The 18,639-nt window shown below is 47.5% G+C and carries 11 protein-coding genes and 1 tRNA gene; 4 read left to right on the forward strand and 8 right to left on the reverse strand.

Going from position 1 to position 18,639, the window contains the following annotated elements:
• Positions 1-23: 23 nt before the first annotated feature.
• From H608_RS0116980 to H608_RS0116990, 3 genes are read right to left on the reverse strand one after another with little or no spacing between them, the layout of a single operon-like run.
• Positions 24-482: a TPM domain-containing protein gene (locus H608_RS0116980; protein WP_028788734.1), complete on the reverse strand. Its 459-nt coding sequence runs from the start codon at positions 480-482 to the stop codon at positions 24-26.
• Between the two features lie 4 nt (positions 483-486).
• Positions 487-1,071, reverse strand: a complete 585-nt coding sequence (locus H608_RS0116985; RefSeq protein WP_028788735.1) for a LemA family protein — start codon at positions 1,069-1,071, stop codon at positions 487-489.
• Positions 1,071-1,667, reverse strand: coding sequence for a LemA family protein (locus H608_RS0116990; protein WP_028788736.1), 597 nt, complete (start codon positions 1,665-1,667; stop codon positions 1,071-1,073). Before H608_RS0116990 ends, H608_RS0116985 begins: the two co-directional genes overlap by 1 nt.
• Positions 1,668-1,822: 155 nt before the next feature.
• Between H608_RS0116990 and H608_RS0116995 the strand changes: the two genes are divergently transcribed.
• Positions 1,823-2,908 carry a PQQ-dependent sugar dehydrogenase gene (locus tag H608_RS0116995; protein ID WP_028788737.1) on the forward strand — a complete coding sequence of 362 codons (1,086 nt, stop codon included), beginning with the start codon at positions 1,823-1,825 and terminating at the stop codon, positions 2,906-2,908.
• A 133-nt stretch (positions 2,909-3,041) separates the two neighbouring features.
• On the opposite strand, the gene H608_RS0117000 is transcribed toward H608_RS0116995, so the two are convergent.
• From H608_RS0117000 to gap, 4 genes are read right to left on the reverse strand one after another with little or no spacing between them, the layout of a single operon-like run.
• Entirely contained in the window at positions 3,042-3,704 is a 663-nt protein-coding gene (locus tag H608_RS0117000) for a hypothetical protein (protein WP_028788738.1), read from the reverse strand.
• A 29-nt stretch (positions 3,705-3,733) separates the two neighbouring features.
• Positions 3,734-4,927 (reverse strand): phosphoglycerate kinase, encoded by a 1,194-nt coding sequence (locus H608_RS0117005; protein ID WP_028788739.1) that lies wholly within the window; start codon positions 4,925-4,927, stop codon positions 3,734-3,736.
• An 18-nt stretch (positions 4,928-4,945) separates the two neighbouring features.
• Positions 4,946-5,296, reverse strand: a complete 351-nt coding sequence (locus H608_RS22750) for a hypothetical protein (RefSeq protein WP_051268408.1) — start codon at positions 5,294-5,296, stop codon at positions 4,946-4,948.
• Positions 5,297-5,352: 56 nt separating this feature from the next.
• Positions 5,353-6,366, reverse strand: a complete 1,014-nt coding sequence (gap, locus tag H608_RS0117015; RefSeq protein WP_028788740.1) for a type I glyceraldehyde-3-phosphate dehydrogenase — start codon at positions 6,364-6,366, stop codon at positions 5,353-5,355.
• 239 nt (positions 6,367-6,605) lie between these two features.
• Here gap and H608_RS0117025 point away from each other — a divergent pair.
• The 3 genes from H608_RS0117025 (at position 6,606) to H608_RS0117035 (ending at position 17,512) form a co-directional block, all read left to right on the forward strand.
• A tRNA-Glu gene (locus tag H608_RS0117025) sits at positions 6,606-6,677 on the forward strand.
• Between the two features lie 280 nt (positions 6,678-6,957).
• Positions 6,958-16,446: a GEVED domain-containing protein gene (locus tag H608_RS0117030; protein ID WP_155990220.1), complete on the forward strand. Its 9,489-nt coding sequence runs from the start codon at positions 6,958-6,960 to the stop codon at positions 16,444-16,446.
• 418 nt (positions 16,447-16,864) lie between these two features.
• Entirely contained in the window at positions 16,865-17,512 is a 648-nt protein-coding gene (locus H608_RS0117035) for a DUF4919 domain-containing protein (RefSeq protein WP_028788742.1), read from the forward strand.
• A gap of 46 nt (positions 17,513-17,558) precedes the next feature.
• Here the strand turns inward: H608_RS0117035 and H608_RS0117040 are convergent, their stop codons facing one another.
• Complete coding sequence (locus H608_RS0117040; RefSeq protein WP_028788743.1) at positions 17,559-18,578, reverse strand: fatty acid desaturase; 1,020 nt, start codon at positions 18,576-18,578, stop codon at positions 17,559-17,561.
• Positions 18,579-18,639 lie beyond the last annotated feature (61 nt).

The raw sequence follows: 18,639 nt of genomic DNA on the forward strand, positions 1-18,639 counted from the left end.
AATAGGAAGAACTTTTTCATCATTTATTTTCCGAACACGATCTCGTCAGGTAGTTCGTTCTTGTCGGTGTCTTTGTTGTAGGGAAAATGGGTGCGTAAGGCGAGACCGATATCTTCTACGCAATGCCGGATTCCTTCGGCAAGGTTATCACGATTAAAATCGGTGATCATCTGTTCCACTTCGGTATTCCAGTAATCCTGGCCGGTACGTAAATGAATTTGTTCGTCCGCAAAAATGGCGAGCTGGTGATCAACGGTTGCCACGTATACAAGTACCGCATTCCGGTCCTGCGTGTGGTCCATTTCCAAACCAAAAAAGATCTCTGCTGCACGGTCGATTGCGTCCATGAAACGGCAATGCGATTCCACAAACACACGTACTTCGCCGCTTGTCTGACGTTCAGCTTCCCGGATCGCCTCCACGATATGGTGCTGTTCCTCGTCGGAAAAGAATTTATTTTTTCGTTTAAAAAATGAAAACACGGGATCAGAATTTTATTTCGACTGCCTTATCGGCGCCAATATCGGCTTGGAAACCTTCTTTTTTACGGAAACCAAAAAGACCGGCCACCAGGTTTCGCGGAAAACTTCTTACAGCGACATTATAATCGTTAACGGCTGCGTTGAAGTCCTGCCGTGCTACACGAATGCGGCGCTCGGTGCCTTCCAGTTGCACCTGTAATTTGCGGTAGGCTTCGGTGCCCTTTAGTTCCGGATAACTTTCCACCTGTGCTATAAGCCGGTTGGTGGCCGTTGCCAGCGAATCCTGTACTGCCTGGTGTTTCCTGTAAGCGGCAGAATCGGGTGTGCCGGTGATCATCACCTGAGAAGCGCGCGAACGGGCTTCCGTGATTTCTATAAGCGTAGAGCTTTCAAAACCCGACATGCCTTTTACCGTACTTACCAGTTGCGGGATCAGGTCGAGGCGGCGCTGATAGGTTGCCTGCACATCGGCCCAGGTTCTTGTTACGTTCTCCTCCTTCGATACCAGACCGTTGTACGAAGTAACCAGCCATATGATCAGCACTGCCGCTATAGCGGCAACGGCTATATAAATATTACGTTGCTTCATTACTTGCTAAAATCTACTGTAGGAGCTTTTTCAGCACCTTCGTCTGCCTTGAATCCTTCTTTTGCTTTGAAGCCAAACATACCGGCCAGGATATTCATCGGGAAAGAACGGACTTTTACGTTGTAAGTATTGACCGCCTCATTGAAATTGCGACGAGAATTACGCACTTCATTTTCGATTGTTTCCAGCTGACCTTGCAACTGTGTAAAATTAGCCGTTGCTTTCAGGTCGGGGTAACGTTCTACGGTTACCAGCAGACGGCTGAGGGCTCCGGAGAGTTCTCCCTGTGCCTGTTGGAAACGGGCCATATTTTCAGGAGTCAGTTGATCTGCGTTCAGATTGATGGAAGTCGCTTTGGCGCGGGCTTCAATCACTTTGGTCAATGTCTCCTGTTCGAAGTTCGCAGCACCTTTTACGGTAGCCACCAACTGATTCACAAGATCAGCCCGTTTTTGATACTCGGTGTTTACGTTGTTCCAGCTCTTTTTTACCTGTTCATCGGCTGTTACAACGCCATTATAGCCGCTGCAACCCATGAATCCAACGATTACTAAGATGGCCAGAACAACAATCCAGCCTATGCTTTTACCTTTCATATTATAAGAAACTTTTGGTTTGAGATTAAAATTAGGTCTTTTGCTAATTTATCGGGCTTGTTTTTCGGTATATTAAAATTAGAAAGCGGTAAATACGGTCTTTCCGCCGGTGAGCGGCATGATTTTGGCCCCACACCTGTAAATCAACATCTTCTATGCGTCACCTTATCACCGCACTGGCTTTTTCCGCCCTGCTTATTTCCTGTAAAAAAAATGACAACGCCGGGCCGCAAGGCCCTGCCGATCTGCGCGATTCGGTAGTATTGTCGGGACTGACATTACCCTGGGAAATTCTCTGGGGACCGGATAACCATATCTGGTTTACCGAAAGAGGTGGCCGTATAAGCCGCTTTAATCCCGCTACCGGCGACAGAACAACCTTGTTCAATGTACCCGATGTGGTAAGCCAGGGTGAAGGCGGACTGATGGGAATGGTATTGCACCCTTCGTTTTCCAGTCAGCCCTACGTATACATCGTTTACAACTATACCAATGCCGGGCAGTACCGCGAGAAGATCGTGCGATATACTTATGGCAACAATACACTGCAGGCGCCTTTGAATCTTATTGAAAATATTCCGGCCGCCAACGTGCACAACGGCAGCCGGCTGGTGATCGTGGGTGATAAACTTTTTGCCTCCACGGGAGATGCCAACAACACTGCGCTGGCGCAAAATGTATCTTCTCCCGCCGGCAAGATCTTGCGTCTTAACCTCGATGGCACCATTCCTTCCGATAATCCCGTTTCCGGTAATCCTTACTGGTCGCTTGGCCACCGCAATCCGCAGGGACTGGTGTATGCACGTAACATGCTGTACAGCACTGAGCACGGTCCTTCAAGTGATGATGAAGTCAATATCATTGAAAAAGGAAGGAATTATGGCTGGCCTGATGTTGCCGGTTTTTGTGACTCACCTGCGGAGCAGACATTTTGCAACGCGCAGAACGTGATGCAGCCCCTGCGCGAATGGACACCTACCATTGCGCCATCCGGTCTGGATTATTATACGCACGATGCCATTCCACAATGGAAAAATTCCCTGTTGTTTACCACACTTAAGAATACACGTTTATACCAACTCGAGCTGTCCGGTGATGGGCGCAGCATCACCAATGTGAATGAATTTTACAACAATACCTGGGGAAGGCTGCGTGATATCTGTATTGCTCCTACCGGTGAGGTTTATTTGTGTACCAGCAATGGCAGCAATGACCGGATTGTACAGATCAGCAAGAAATAATAATGTGAAAATATGCCCGGTTCCCGGGAGTGTGCAGATGTGAAAATTGAATGATAAACGGCGATGGTTCGCTCCCTGAGGCACTCGAAGGGCACGAACCATCGCCGTTTAAACTTATAATCTATACTTCCTTTTACAGCTTTTTAAACTTCATCACGTTGGTGCTGTTTGCGCGGATCTGGTTGGGAACACCGGCTTGTGTGACGGTGGTATTAACGTTCATCACCATCTTAAGCAGCAACGTGTCACCGCTCCAGGAAATGCGCGCTCCATCTGGTGGTGGCACTGTTCCGATGGAATTAGGAGGAGTAAGACTGCTTCCCAGTGTAAATCCACCTGGAAAATGGAGTGAATCAGCATTCACGCGGCGGTAAGTAAATGCGTCGGTTTGTGGTGGCATTTCATAATACCAGTCCTGGTCCTGCTCCACCAGCAGTATGTTATTCATGTACGCTTTTACTTTGAGGCTTGTATCTATCAGGTAGCCGATATTGCTGAAGTTGAATTTGGTGGCGTCGATCAGCAGTGTTCCCGCGTTATTCTTCGTATAATAAATGCCTGTGGCCTCGGTACGGGCGGTCATTCCTGATTGTGTAATGGAAACGGTGCTGGCGGTTTGTCCGTCTACACCTACAAAACGATAGCTGCCGGTGAGTTCCTGTGCATTACCGTTACCACTGCCGTTGCCGCTACCACTACCATTGTTGTTATTGGCATCGGCCTGAAAATCTACTTCTTTCTGACAGGCGGTGAATACCAGCAACACCAGTAATCCCAGGATGGAAAACTTTCTCATGTAAAACATTCGGATTGGTTGATGATGGTTTATTTCCTGATGGCTGCAATTCCCGGCAATTCTTTGCCTTCGAAATATTCGAGCATGGCGCCGCCGCCTGTGGAAACATAACTTACCTTATCGGCAAATCCGAACTGGTTAACGGCTGCAACGCTGTCGCCGCCGCCAACGAGAGAGAATGCGCCCTCTGCCGTTGCGTCTGCCACCGCTTCTGCGATGCTGCAGGTTCCTTTTTGAAATTTTTCCATTTCAAAAACACCCATCGGACCGTTCCACAAAATAGTTTTTGATTGGCGGATCACGTTGGTGAATTGTTCGATGGCTTTGGGACCGATGTCGAGGCCCATCCAGCCATCCGGAATATTATTGGAAGGTGCGGTTGAATCATTGGCGTCGGCCGCAAATTTATCGGCGATGATAGAATCGGAAGGCAGGTGAATGCATACACCTTTGGCTTCTGCTTTTTTGAGCAGATCGCTGGCGGTATCCAGCCGGTCATTTTCGCAAAGCGAATTACCGATCGGTCCGCCCTGGGCTTTGAAGAATGTATAAGCCATGCCTCCGCCGATGATAATATCGGTGGCTCTTTCGAGCAGGTTTTCTATAATAAGGATTTTATCGGACACTTTTGCACCACCGATGATGGCCACAAAAGGTTTTTCCGAGTTATGTAAAACTTTTTCTGCGCTGGTTATTTCGCCTTCCATCACGAGGCCGAATGTTTTTTTATCGCCGGGGAAAAAATCTGCGATTACGGCGGTGGATGCGTGTGCGCGGTGAGCGGTACCGAAAGCGTCGTTTACATACACGTCGCCGAGTTTGCTCAGTTTTTCCGCGAAGGCTTTGTCTCCTTTTTCTTCTTCTTTGTAGAAGCGAAGATTTTCGAGCAGCAGTACTTCGCCGGGCTGCAGTGAAGATGCCAGTTGAGCAGCTTCCGCTCCGATACAATCGGGCGCAAATTTCACTTCAGTTTTGAGCAGATCGCTCAGATGTGCCACGAGGTGACGCAGGGAATATTTATCGGAAGGTCCGTCTTTCGGACGGCCGAGATGCGACATCAGTATTACACTCCCGCCCTGGTCGAGGATGTGGCGGATGGTAGGCACTGCCGCGCGGATGCGCGTATCGTCGGTTATTTCCTGTTTGTCGTTGAGGGGCACATTGAAGTCGACCCGGATCAGCGCTTTCTTTCCTTTGAAGGAGAAATCTGCGAAGCTTGACATAGCAGAGCAAGTTTAATATTAGATACTTTTTTGTGCGTTCACTTCTTCGTACAGCATATATCCTGCCATTACTGCCATCACCTCGTCGGTTACGTCGATACCACCGCGCAGGTTGGTGCGGATAGAGCGGATGGTCTCTCGCGGGCCCCGGGGAAATCCCCACCAGCCAAACAGTAATGAAATCAGGGTGTACGGAAAACTTTTTGCAGCAGCCTGCTCGCCGGCCCGGATCAGGGTAGCCTGGGAGCGGCGGCGGAAAGTGACAACGATCAGGGAAACGGTCCATTCAAAATGTACGAGTTTTCCGCCTTTGTCTACTTCCTGTTGCAGTTTCAGAGGGTTAAGGTTCTCAGCGTTCTTTATTTGCATAGCAGTCGAAAAAAAAGACCGCAGGTGCGTACCTGCGGTCCGGGGTGCAGCAAGGATTACTTGCTGATCAGTTTTGCGAAATAATGTACGGTGCGTACGAGCTGGCTTACATAGCTCATTTCGTTGTCGTACCAGCTTACAGCACGAACGATCTGTGTATCTCCTACTGTTTGTACTCTTGTTTGTGTAGCATCGAACAGGGAACCGAAGTTGATACCGATGATATCGCTGCTCACGATCTCGTCTTCGGTATAACCAAAGCTTTCGTTGGCGGCTGCTTTCATGGCGGCGTTTACTTCTTCAACAGTCGTCTTTTTATTAAGGATGGCTGTAAGTTCGGTGAGTGAACCGGTTAGGGTTGGTACGCGCTGGGCGCTGCCATCGAGTTTACCTTTCAGGTTAGGCAGTACCAGTCCGATCGCTTTCGCGGCACCTGTGCTGTTGGGCACGATGTTCTGTGCAGCGGCACGTGCGCGGCGGAGATCACCTTTCGGATGAGGCGCGTCCTGTGTATTCTGATCGTTGGTATAAGCGTGAATGGTGGTCATCAGACCATTGACGATACCGTATGTTTCGTCCAGTACCTGTGCCATGGGTGCCAGGCAGTTGGTCGTACAGCTTGCGCAGCTAATGATGGTCTCGCTGCCGTCGAGGATGGAATGGTTAACATTGAAAACGATGGTTTTCAGGTCGCCCGTTGCGGGAGCAGAAATTACCACGCGTTTGGCGCCGGCGGTCAGGTGTGCTTCAGCTTTGGTTTTATCGGTAAAGAAACCGGTACACTCGAGTACCACGTCTACGTCGTGTTCTTTCCAGGGAATCTGTGCAGGGTCTTTTTGTGCATAGATCTTTACTTCGTCGCCGTTAACCACGATAGAATTATCGGTGGATTTAACTTCTGCGTCGAAGCGGCCCTGCGCGCTGTCATATTTCAGCAGGTGTGCCAATACTTTGGGGCTGGTAAGGTCATTGATGGCAACCACATCGATGCCTTCCATTTTATATATCTGGCGGTAAACCAGGCGACCAATGCGCCCGAATCCGTTGATAGCTACTTTCACTGTACTCATGACAAATTGAAATTAGGGTTGATTTGAAGTTGTTTTGCGGTGGCGAAGATAACAAAACTGGGGATGAGAACCTGCGGAAAATCTGGCAAATCCGTGATGAAAAATGGAATCAAAACCAATAAAAACCAACTGAAAGCAAAGGAAGGGATGCAGGTGACGGAGAAGACCGGCAAAAAAAATGCAAGAAAAATTTTGGCGGAAATATTGAGGCTCTTATCTTTGCACTCCCTTAAATAAACGGCCCGTTCGTCTAGGGGTTAGGACATCAGATTTTCATTCTGAGAACAGGGGTTCGATTCCCCTACGGGCTACACAGTTTTAACCGCCGCCTGGCGGTTTTTTCATTTTAGATGGATGAGAACAAATCTACTTTCAGCCTTCCGTTCGATGTAAAGATGGATCAAAGAAAATGAGCTCGGCAGTTCCCCGAAGGTAGAACAAATTTTAACCGCCCCCCTGTTACCACTCAAGTAGTCAGGCAACCCGGTTGAGTATTGCCGGATTAAATTTGTATTTTTGCCTGCCGGTGCAGGTTCTAAGCCTCACCGTCGGAGCCCACCATATACCAAACTAACTGTCGTCAGACTTATTATGAAAAGAGTCCGCCATCTCACTCTTTGCTTCGCTATTAGTCTTTTGCTATGCATAAAAGTGCAAGCCCAGCTTATATCCGAAGGTTTTGAAAATGATTTTCCGCCGGCAGGTTGGGCTATCAAGACCTATACACCTAACTCGAACGGCTGGTACATTTACTATTATCAGCAACACAGCGGACAGTATTCTGCAGCATGTTTTGCCAACTCAACCGTGATGGATTCCTGGTTATTCTCTTCGGGTGTAACGTTGCAGGCGGGTAAATCTTATCAATTGAAATACTGGGTTAACAAGCAGCCGGGCAGTTCCCTGCGTATTACACTAAATACGTCGCAGCAGTCAGGCGCTGTCTTCCAGACGGTACGTTCACAGGTGTCGGGCACTCCTAATACATTTGTTGAATTCATTGACACTATAACCTGTGAAGCTTCCGGTACTTACTATATCGGGTTCCATGACAATAGCAGAACAACTCTTCAGACTGGTCTGATGCTGGATGATATCACTTTAAGCCCCATCAGCCAACCTGATTGTGCTGTGGTTAGTGCCGGCACAGTCAACGCATCAGTAACTGCTATATGCCCTGGTGTTAACTTTACCCTGCATGCTGCCGGGCCTACAACAAATACAAATAACATTCGCTATTCCTGGCAAAAGTCTGTCGATAACATTACATGGGAAAATATCACAAACAGCTACGAGTTTCAGCCTTCACTGCAAATAACACAGACTGCTGCCAGTTATTACAGACTCACAGACACCTGTCTTTTCAGCGGCACCTCATCTGTCAGTAACTCTGTACGGATTGACATGAATCCTTTCATGGATTGTTATTGCAGTCCTTGGGGCGGCTCGTGCGGTCCGCTGTATTTCACCAATATCACGTTCCCGGGGTCTTCTATTAACAATAACAGTACCTGCGCATTCGGTTTATACACCAACTACAAAAACATTGGTGCGGCTACGGCCTATCGCAATCAGCCATTACTGCTCCGCCATACCGTAAATAACACCATCTCAAACAGTTACCGGGTTGGGGTATGGGTAGACTCAGACCATAGCGGTACATTCGACGAAGACGAATTCACGCTCAGTTATATTTATTATGGAACAACTGCCACCTCCCAGGTAATCATTCCGGCTGATGCCCTTACAGGGGAAACCATGATTCGTGTCCGCGTACGACAGGCTGAAACACCTGAAGGCATGATATATGCTTCTGCCGCGTGCGCTATTTCCGTTGGTGGCGAAACGGAAGACTACCGGATCAACATCGTTGGAGACGCACCAGCCTGTGCAGGTTCTGTCAGTGCCGGAACGATAAGCGGCCCCACACAATTATGCCCCAATACCCCTTTCGTCCTGACGGTAAATAACGCCACTGTTAACCAAAACGGGATGCGATATGCATGGCAGCGCTCTGCGAACAATACGGACTGGGCCGATATTTCCAATACATCCACTTTGCTTGCTCAGGTGCAATTGACGCAGAACCAGAGTTATTTCTATCGTATGGTAGATACCTGCATTGCGACGGGGACAGCGGCAATTTCTAATGTGGTCAATGTGGTGAATAATAATGTATTTGACTGTTATTGCAGGCCAACCCTGAATAACTATTGTACTACTATTTCCATTGACTCTGTCAGCTTTAATACTATCCAAAATCCGTCAGGTTGTGGGACAGGAGGTTATTCGAACTTTACCGCCTTCAGCACCGATATCGGCAATGGTTCCACCGTACCGCTATATATTCGTTTTAAACAAACAACGGCACAGAAATACGTCATTGCGTGGATAGACTTTAACCGCAACGGCATTCTTGAAGAAGCTGAAAAAGTTCTGAATACTTCCACTACCGGGAACTTTGTGCAGTCAACGGTTGTAGTTCCACATAATGTGATACCCGGAGAGGTACTCATGAGAATCATTGCAAGATCCAGTTCATTTTACAATTCCTGCGATGTTTCTTCTTCGTCTGCAGAAATAGAAGACTACAAAATAAATATCACGGGTACCAGACCAGCCGACGCTTATTTTAGCTATTACGTCAACAGTTCGGCCACGGGCGCAAACAATGGATCCAGTTGGGCAGATGCCTTTACCAGCCTCAACACTGCACTGGAACTGGCGAAAAAATATGATACGATCCGGGTGGCTAAGGGTGTTTACAAACCCGGTAGTGCCCGCACAGACAAGTTTGTGCTGAAAGATTCCGTGATAATACTTGGCGGCTATCCCAGTACAGGTAATCCAGGCGACGGAGATCGCAACTTTAGTCTGCATCAAACTATTATTTCCGGTGAGATCGGTGGAAGTGGCTACACAGACAATACCGATTTGCTACTATATACTTCAGGCATCAGAGGTTTTCTCCTGGATGGTTTCATCATTGAACGCGGTTATTCCTATAGTTCTTCAGTCAACGGACCAGTTTATTTTCATCAAAGTACGGGAACGCTCCGCAATACAGTTTTCAGAAATAACTTCAGCAGAACTCAGGCCGCCGCCCTGACCCTTAAAATGTCGACCATTTCACTGGAGAACAGCATCGTTGAAAATAACCAGAATGAAGAGTTTAGTTATTTATCATCGGCCATTACGGCCCTGGACAGGTCAACACTGAATATTATTAACTGTGTAATTGCGAAAAACAGGGCAACCTATATCATCGATCAGCAATATTCAACCGTTAATCTGATCAACAGCACGATATTTAAAAACATGGGAATAACGAATGTGCGCGACACCAGCAGATTCATTTCCCGTAACAGCATATTATATGGAAACAGTTACAATATTGTCGGCGACACTGTTGAAATAGCCAGAGATTATCTCTCAACAGCCAGCATTTTGAATAGTATCGTCCAGGCTTTTCATTTCGACTCCATCGGTTTCAATGGTCAGGATCCTAAATTTATTGACACGCTGAATATTGCCGGAGCAGACAATCTTTATTTCACTGCCGATGACGGTCTCCATCTGCTGAACCCCTGCAGCCCTGCTATTAATGCCGGTGACAATAGTTTTGTGAATGGATTGGCAACAGATATCACCGGAAACCCGCGCATCCGCAATGGCAACGTGGATCTCGGCGCATACGAAATGCAGGAGGCATTAGCGCAAACTCCTGCCGTTATCTATGTCAACCGGAATGCAACCGGTGCCAATGACGGCACCAGTTGGCAGAATGCCTTTACTAATTTGCAACAGGCATTCAACAATTGTTCCGATACCATCAAGATCGCCCGGGGTATTTATCCTGTATCTGCCACGGACAGGTTTGCTTCCTTTTCGTTAAGTAATAAAAGAGTAGTAATGGGCGGATTCCCTGATTCCGGCAACCCTACCAATGCTGATTTCAATCCGGAACTCCACCGGACAGTGCTAAGCGGTCTGATGACAGGTAACGAGCGAGTGATAACGGTGGTAGCATCCCGTAACAATGACAGCACTGCACATCTGATAGGCGTTACCATCGCGGATGCAGGACCACCTTCCTATTCTTCTGAGGCCAACTCAACAGGTATCCGGATCACCAATAAAAGCAACCCGGTGTTTAAACAGGTGCAGGCATCTGCGGCCAGCAACCTTGCAAACAAATTACTGATTGTTGACAGGGAGAGTAAACCACTTTTCGAAAGCTGTACGTTTTTTACAAATTTCAGTGCTTCAGGTGCTGGAGAAAACAGATCGCTGGAAGTAAGAAGGAAAAGTATAGCTGTCTTCCACAAAACATTCATTGGAGCCGACACCACCCTTACCATTACAGGAGCGCGACGTTCTTCACTCCAGGTTCTGGGCGCGACAGTGCTAATAGACAGTTGCTCATTCCGCAGAACCGGAAATCGGGCGGTATCTGTTTTGGATGGCGAAGCCATCATAAGCAATACTGTTTTTGCCCGGAACATCGGCCGAAGCATATCAGCTGAAAATTCGCGGATCACGGTTTACAACGCTACGTTCAGGGACACCACCCATGCCGTAGAACAAAGCGGAGGCACGCTTGGACATAGCAGAAATACTACGGCAGTTTATGTTAAATGCCGTTTTGAAGGCAGTTTTTCTTATTATAACGCATCAGTAGCGCTCAATGAATCAAGTGACATTTCCTTTGAAAAATGTGTATTCGCCAATGGTGTGGCGGAGTTTTCCGCCGACGTGATGTTGTTGACAACCGGTGGCTCGCTCAAACTGTCTAACTGTCTCATGTACTCACTTAAAGGGCCCGATCATTCATACACCGGAATGATCGGAGCCAGTGATGCACAGACTACCATGATCAATTCAACTATTGTCGGTGGCTTCAGCGAGCAGGCGTTGGTCGGTGCCGAGAACGGATCGTTGAAAATTTATAACTGCATTGTATGGAGAACCGGCAACAAAAATGCCGTAACGGATGCCTACAATGTCGTTAATACCTCCAATAACAACAATGCCGCCCAATGCGACATCCGGAACTCAATACTGCACACACAGAAAAACACATTGCTGACCAACTCCATGATTGGGGTAGATCCCAAACTGCTGAACATCCAAGCTCCTGAAGGCGGTGATTATGTGTTTTATACGGATGATGATGGATTCAAGCCCTGCTCCTGTTCGCCCGCCGTTAATGCCGGCGACAATACGCTCACACTTTCATCCACAGATATACTATCTTTCAACAGGATCAGGAACAACACAGTTGACATAGGTGCGTATGAAATACAGGAAGCTTCAACGTTGGTCAAGTCCTTCTATGTTAACGCCAGTGCGCAAGCGGGCGGAAACGGCGTGAGTTGGGCAACCGCCTATCGGGATTTGCAATCGGCCATGCAGAATGCCTGTGCAGACACCATTCACGTAGCTGCAGGCGTATACAAACCCGCTGTCGCTTCCCGCGACAGCTCCTTCCATATTTACGCTGGTAAAACAATGTTAGGCTCCTATCCGGCCACGGGCAATCCGACAGAATCTGACCGGAATATACATTTACATCCCAGTATCCTGAGTGGCGATATTGGCATTCCAAATGATTCCACCGATAACTCTTTCGTGGTACTCCTGATCAATTCCCCCGACACCAGCGTAACGATTGACGGTTTTGTTGTTGAAAAAGGCGTTGCCAATCGCAACCAAGCCGCCGCCCAGCCAGCGCCTGTTGGAGGCGGTGGCATTCGCTCGTTGGGCAACAAAAATCTGACCATCCGGAATTGTATCATCAGAAATAATTATGGACATAGAGGAGGAGGGCTGGCATCTTTCAGTTCAAACATCACTATCAACAAAACAGTATTTGAATCCAATAATGCTTTAACTGGCGGAGCTTTTCAAATAACTGATGATTATACCGTTATTACCGGAAATCCATGGACTACCAAAACAGTAGTTGCTAATTCGGTCATAGCCAATAACCATGGAACGGGCGCAGTCTTCACCGGACGTAGCGGCCCCACTGCCCTTCTGATACCGGCGTTATTTGAAAATGTGATATTTTATCGAAATGAGGGCAGCGAAGGCGGCGCCTTGCAACTGAGTGACAATCCTTACGTGCATATCAAAAATTGCGCTTTTGTAGCCAATAACACATTAAGAGTACTACCGGGTGTAGCCATACATGTAACCGGTCTCCAAACGACGAACAACCTTGCCACATTCATCTACAACACGCTTTTTAAAGGCAACACGGTTGTTGGAATCAGCTCCTCAAATAATGACTTCAATTTTTCCGGAGGCAACGTCATCCCTGGCACAGTACCCGCCAACAATATGCAATATTCAGGCGCGACCAGTACGTTCAGCGCCGGTACCGGCAACTTCTCGGGAGTCGAAATAAAGGATATTAACAACGGCCCAGGCGCGGACCAAATATGGATGACGGACGATGATGGCATTGCGCCTGTCCCTTGTGCCAAGACGATCGACCGTGGCGGCAACCAGTTCAGCCAGGCACCCCTGGACATCCGCGACAGCGTACGTATCGCCAACCATGTAGTCGATGTGGGACCTTACGAAATGTCTGCATTTAAAGTAGACATTATAGCCAGCGATTCTGCCATCTGTCCCGGCACAAGTGTAACCTTTACAGCAACCGCGCTGAATGCAGGTGTAAATCCAACCTACCAGTGGGAAGTGAATGGCGTTAATACCGGCACCAATGCTGCCACTTTCACATCCTCATCACTGGTCAACAATGACAGGGTGAGGGTAAAAGTAAAAACACAGAACTGCGCGGCAAATGACACTGCGTATAGTAACATCATAGTAATGAGGGTGGGCACTTCAGCACTTCCCACAGTCCGGATCACGGCCACCGATACTACATTCTGTGCGGGTACACCCGTAACATTTTCCGCTGATGCCGTTGGCGCAAATACCAACACTATATACCAGTGGAAAGTAAATGGTGCTAATGTTGGCACCAACAGCAAGACCTATACTTCTGCCGCCTTCGCTGACAATGACCTGGTTCAGGTGGAGGTACAGGTGAACAATCCTTGTCTCGCCAATCCAGTCATTATCAGCAATACGCAAAAAGTACATGTAAACATACCGATTGCTCCATCAGTTGCGATCACGGGACCACCCGGCCCTGTCTGCGAACAATCGATGGTTACCTACAAAGCCACCGCGACAGATGCCGGTGTAGCTCCCGTGTACCAATGGAAAGTAAACGGGATTAATGTAGGAGAAAATTCGCCTGTTTACTCAACTGCACAGATTCACAATGATGATGAGATTATGTTGGTCATGAACAGTTCGGAAAAATGTCCTTCAGTGACACAAGTGACCAGTAACATTATCATTCAACAAGTTGTTGCACCGGTCATGCCGGAGGTTAACATAAATGCAGGCCCAATGACTTGTGCCGGTGTACCCGTTACATTTACTGCCAGCGCAGTAAATGCCGGCACTGTCCCTTATTATACTTGGCTGATTAACGGTGCGCCAACAGGTGTAACGGGCAACAACTTCACCTCTTCCGATTTATCAGAAAATGACGTTGTAGAAGCCGTTGTCACCGCAAATATTTCGTGTGTTGCACAGGGTAGCAGCACGATACCTGTTCATTTTGTATCAGGTCCTCCTCCTTCCGTTAATATCGCCGCAACGACAACAAACATCTGTGCGGGATCGCCGGTAACGTTTACCGCTACAGCCGAAAACGGCGGTACGGCTCCCATTTATCAGTGGAAAGTAAACGGGGTAGATGCAGGCAATAACAGCCCGGTCTTTACAATCAATACATTAACGAATGGCTCCATCGTTACAGTTTCGCTTACCAGCAGCACTATCTGCGGCGGCACTGCCACGAGTAACGCAATCGTCATAACAGTTAATAACGTTAGTACTCCGACGGTTACCGTTACGACGCCTAACACAACAGTTTGTAGCGGAACGGCAGTGGAATTTACGGCTGCTGCCGTGAATGCGGGTATATTGCCTTCCTATCAATGGCAGGTAAACGGTAACAATGTCGGCAACAACGATCCATCTTTTGTTTCTTCAACACTTGCCAGCGGCGATCGGGTAGGTGTAATATTGACCAGCAATGCCAACTGTGCTACCCCTGCAACGGTTATCAGCAACATTATTACCATAACCGTAACCCAGACTGTAACGCCATCAGTAACGATTAACACTTCAGCCACCGCGATATGCAGCGGTTCCGCTACCACATTCGACGCCACGCCAGTCAACGGAGGTAATACCCCCTCCTATCAATGGAAAATAAATGGTTCGGACGCCGGCACGAGCGGTTCTTCGTTTACCTCTGCAACTTTGTCCAACGCAGACCAAGTGAGTGTCATCATGACCAGCAATGCCGCTTGCGCCACTACTCCTGTCGTAACCAGCAACACGATCGCAATGACAGTTACACCAGTCGTAACGCCTAGTGTTTCCATCGGTGCCACAACAACCGATATCTGTAGCGGAGCCAGCCTGACTTTTATAGCAACCCCGGTGAATGAAGGCACATCACCTTCGTACCAATGGCAGGTAAACGGAACAAACGTTGGCAATAACAGTTCATCATTCACAACTACAACGCTTGCCAATAACGACCAGGTGCGCGTAATCATGACCAGCAGCGCTTCCTGCGTTACCAATCAAACGGCTACAAGCAACGTGATTACAGTGACTGTTAATCCTGCGGTAGCACCCGTCGTTACGATCAGCACCCCTGTAACGTTAATTTGTGCCGGTGCAAGTACAACTTTTACTGCCACGCCATCCAATGGAGGCCCGGCACCTTCGTATCAATGGCAGGTAAACGGAACAAACGTTGGCAACAACAGTTCATCATTCACAACTACAACGCTTGCCAATAACGACCAGGTGCGCGTGATCATGACCAGCAACGCGTCCTGTGTTACCAGTCAATCGGCAACAAGCAACGTGATTACAGTGAACTTAAATACAGCAGCTGCTCCCGCCGTTACCATCGGCACATCTGTCACAACAATTTGTTCCGGTTCAGGTACTACATTTACAGCAACCCCGGTGAATGGAGGAACATCACCTTCGTATCAATGGCAAATAAACGGAACAAACGTTGGCAACAACAGTTCATCATTCACAACTACAACGCTTGCCAATAACGACCAGGTGCGCGTGATCATGACCAGCAGCGCAACCTGTGCAGTACCTGCAACAGCTACCAGCAACACCATAACAATGACTGTTAATCAAAGCGTCACTCCTGTTGTAAGTATAGGCACGCCGGCTGCAAATATTTGTCCTGGCTCAAGCATTACATTTACGGCTACGCCCTCCAATGGAGGAACTGCACCTTCCTATCAATGGCAGGTAAACGGGGTAAACGTTGGCAACAACAGTTCATCATTCACAACTATCACACTTACCGCAACGGATCAGGTGCGCGTGATCATGACCAGCAATGCGCCATGCACCACGAATTCCTCGGCAACAAGTAATGTGCTTTCACTAAGTATGGCACCTGTTCCATCGATCACTATTTCAGGTACCACAACGGTTGAACGAGGAATATCTACACTGCTAAGCAGCCAGATCGCCGGTTCCGGAACCAACACTGCTTATCAATGGCAAGATAGTACTTCATCCCACACTTGGCAGGATATCGCGGGCGCGGTATCTTCAACCTATTCTTACAGCCCGGCCAACTCAGACGACAAAGCCAGGTGTCTGCTTACAGCCACTAACGTTTGTGGAACCCCGGTAACGGCGATCAGCAATGTATTGAAATTTATAGTTATCGACGGGACTGTGTCGGGTCGCATGATCCGTTATTATCCCAACCCAGTCAATTCCTTGCTAACTGTCGACAGTATCCGGCTAACCGACAAATGGGAAACGTTGGAAATTCTCACCACTGATGGTCGCAGGGTAATAGCCCCGCTGAACATCAGCAACCAGACAAGTACACAGATAAATGTATCAACGTTTATCAATGGTCTCTACACAATCGTGTTGCGAAGAAAAGATGGCCGTTCTGAGTATGTTAAATTCATGAAATTTTAATAAGAGAATTGTAATTTGAATAAATAGGGTCGCCACCCGGCAGCCCTATTTATTCAAATTTTTTAGCAAGCACACGGCTAAGTGATTATATTCGGATAGCAGCAGGCCAACCTGGAATCAGACGAACTACATGTCAACATTATCAATTCAGGTACACTGCTATTCACTAGCGGTAAAAGCAATTTTAATACCCGGATGGAAAAGATGGCGTTAGCAACGACCTACACCGACCCATTAAATATTCATTCAGCCACCTACGTATGGAACAACGGCTATCTCCAAATGATTAAAAAGTATCAGTTGAGAATATAGCGCTTCTTTTCATAGAAGTGTTTGATAAAAAAGCAGGATGCATTAACTGATTCCAACAACAGCCGTCGACGCTAACGGCAGTTTTAAACCGCTTTAAACCCTTGTTATGAAAAAAATTGCTTCACTGATTTTTACGTATCTCATTTGTCTTTGCGCTTTCGCTCAGCAATCCGCGAGGATCGTCATTCCCGATTTCAAAGACAAATACTGCGAATACATAAAAAAGCTGGAAGCCGGCCAAACCGATATCGATTACCAGGACTTCCGCTTCAGTTTTATTGAAAGCGAACAGTTCAAAAAAGCTAACGAGCAGAAAACAGCATTTGACAGCCTGAAAACAGCCATGTACAACAGGATGGAAGAAGATGACTATCCTGTCATAATCAGCCTGACCAAACAAATGCTGAGCATCGATTACACGAGTATGCTGGCTCACAAAATACTGCGGCAGGCATACGAACGCACAGGCGATACGTCGAATGCAGCAAAATACAAGACCATCCAGTTTGGCCTGTTAAATTCGATTGTAAAAAAGGGAGATGGAAAGTCTTGCGCTACAGGTTGGCCGGTTATACAAATCTCTGAGGAATATTTTATTCTGGGCATTCTGGATGCGAAGGTGATCAAACAGAGCCTTCATACCACAGGCGGTACCTGCGACAAAATGGAGGTGAAGGTTGACGGTGAAAAAGAAACTTATTATTTCGACGTCATCAAAGTGTTTGAGGGATATAAGAAAGCGGGATTGTTTTAGCCTCATAACCGTATTGGCCCGGATGCACAAACTGAGCCGCTTAGTCTTATCGCTGAGCTTCGTGATACTTCTTCAAAAACTCCTTCTTGGAATCATGATAAGAGGAAACGACACCGATCTTATACATACTATAGATAAAAACCCAGGCAGGATCAAACTGGTATTTCAGGAAGCCGGCACGTGCACTTCCGGGATAAAGATGGTGGTTGTTGTGCCATTCGCCGGTAAAGATGCCGGGACGCGTCTGGTTGACCGATAAATTACTGCGGTCAAAATCGAGACCGTCGACATGCTTCTCTTCGCCTTTTGCATGTCCGGTATAGTTAAAGGCTCTTACCAGTACAAACCAGAGAAGGGCACTGGAAAATATGGCGCAGGCGAGCGCAGGTCCGCAGATAAAATAAAGGATCGTAAACCAAACCGACCAGTTGAGCAACCACATGGCAATCGTATAAAGTGGATTGGCCACCGAACCCCATTTTTTGTATTGCTGGTAAGAATTGATCTCCACGCCGGTATGTCGCATAAAACGCGCTACTTTGAGGTAGTCGGTTTCGGAAAGATCCGGAGCTATCCGCTGATGGTTGAATTCGGCCAGCATACAATACCACAATCCGCCACGGGAGTTATAAGGATCACCGGGTTGATCGGACTTGGTATGATGCACATGGTGCGAGATCACATAAATCTCTTCGGGAAGCGTTTTGATCACCAGATGCTGTGTCAGAAAACGCCAGATAGGATGACTGAATTTATAGGCTTTGTGAGTGCAATAACGGTGAAACCAGACCGTGCCATGCGTGCCCATCACAATCAGGCTGTAGAAGGCAATCAACAGCATCAATTGCCAGGAAAAATAGTCGGTTATAAAAAAATAAAGAAATGGCAGTAAGCAAACGACCATCAGGACACTCAATACGGATATCCAGTTTTTGCGGGAAGCAAATATATTGAGGCGGGACAATGCTTCTTTAAAAAGGGTACGATTGGATGGGACTACTAACTCTCCTTTGTCGTTCTGCCATCCATAAGAAGGACGTTGCAATATCTGGTCTATAAAAGCCATATTTGTTTTTTATTGTATACTAACTAACACATCATCACAGGCTCACAGGTCCGCAAGTTAT

The sequence above is a fragment of the Terrimonas ferruginea DSM 30193 genome (assembly GCF_000425585.1).
Taxonomy (GTDB): domain Bacteria; phylum Bacteroidota; class Bacteroidia; order Chitinophagales; family Chitinophagaceae; genus Terrimonas; species Terrimonas ferruginea.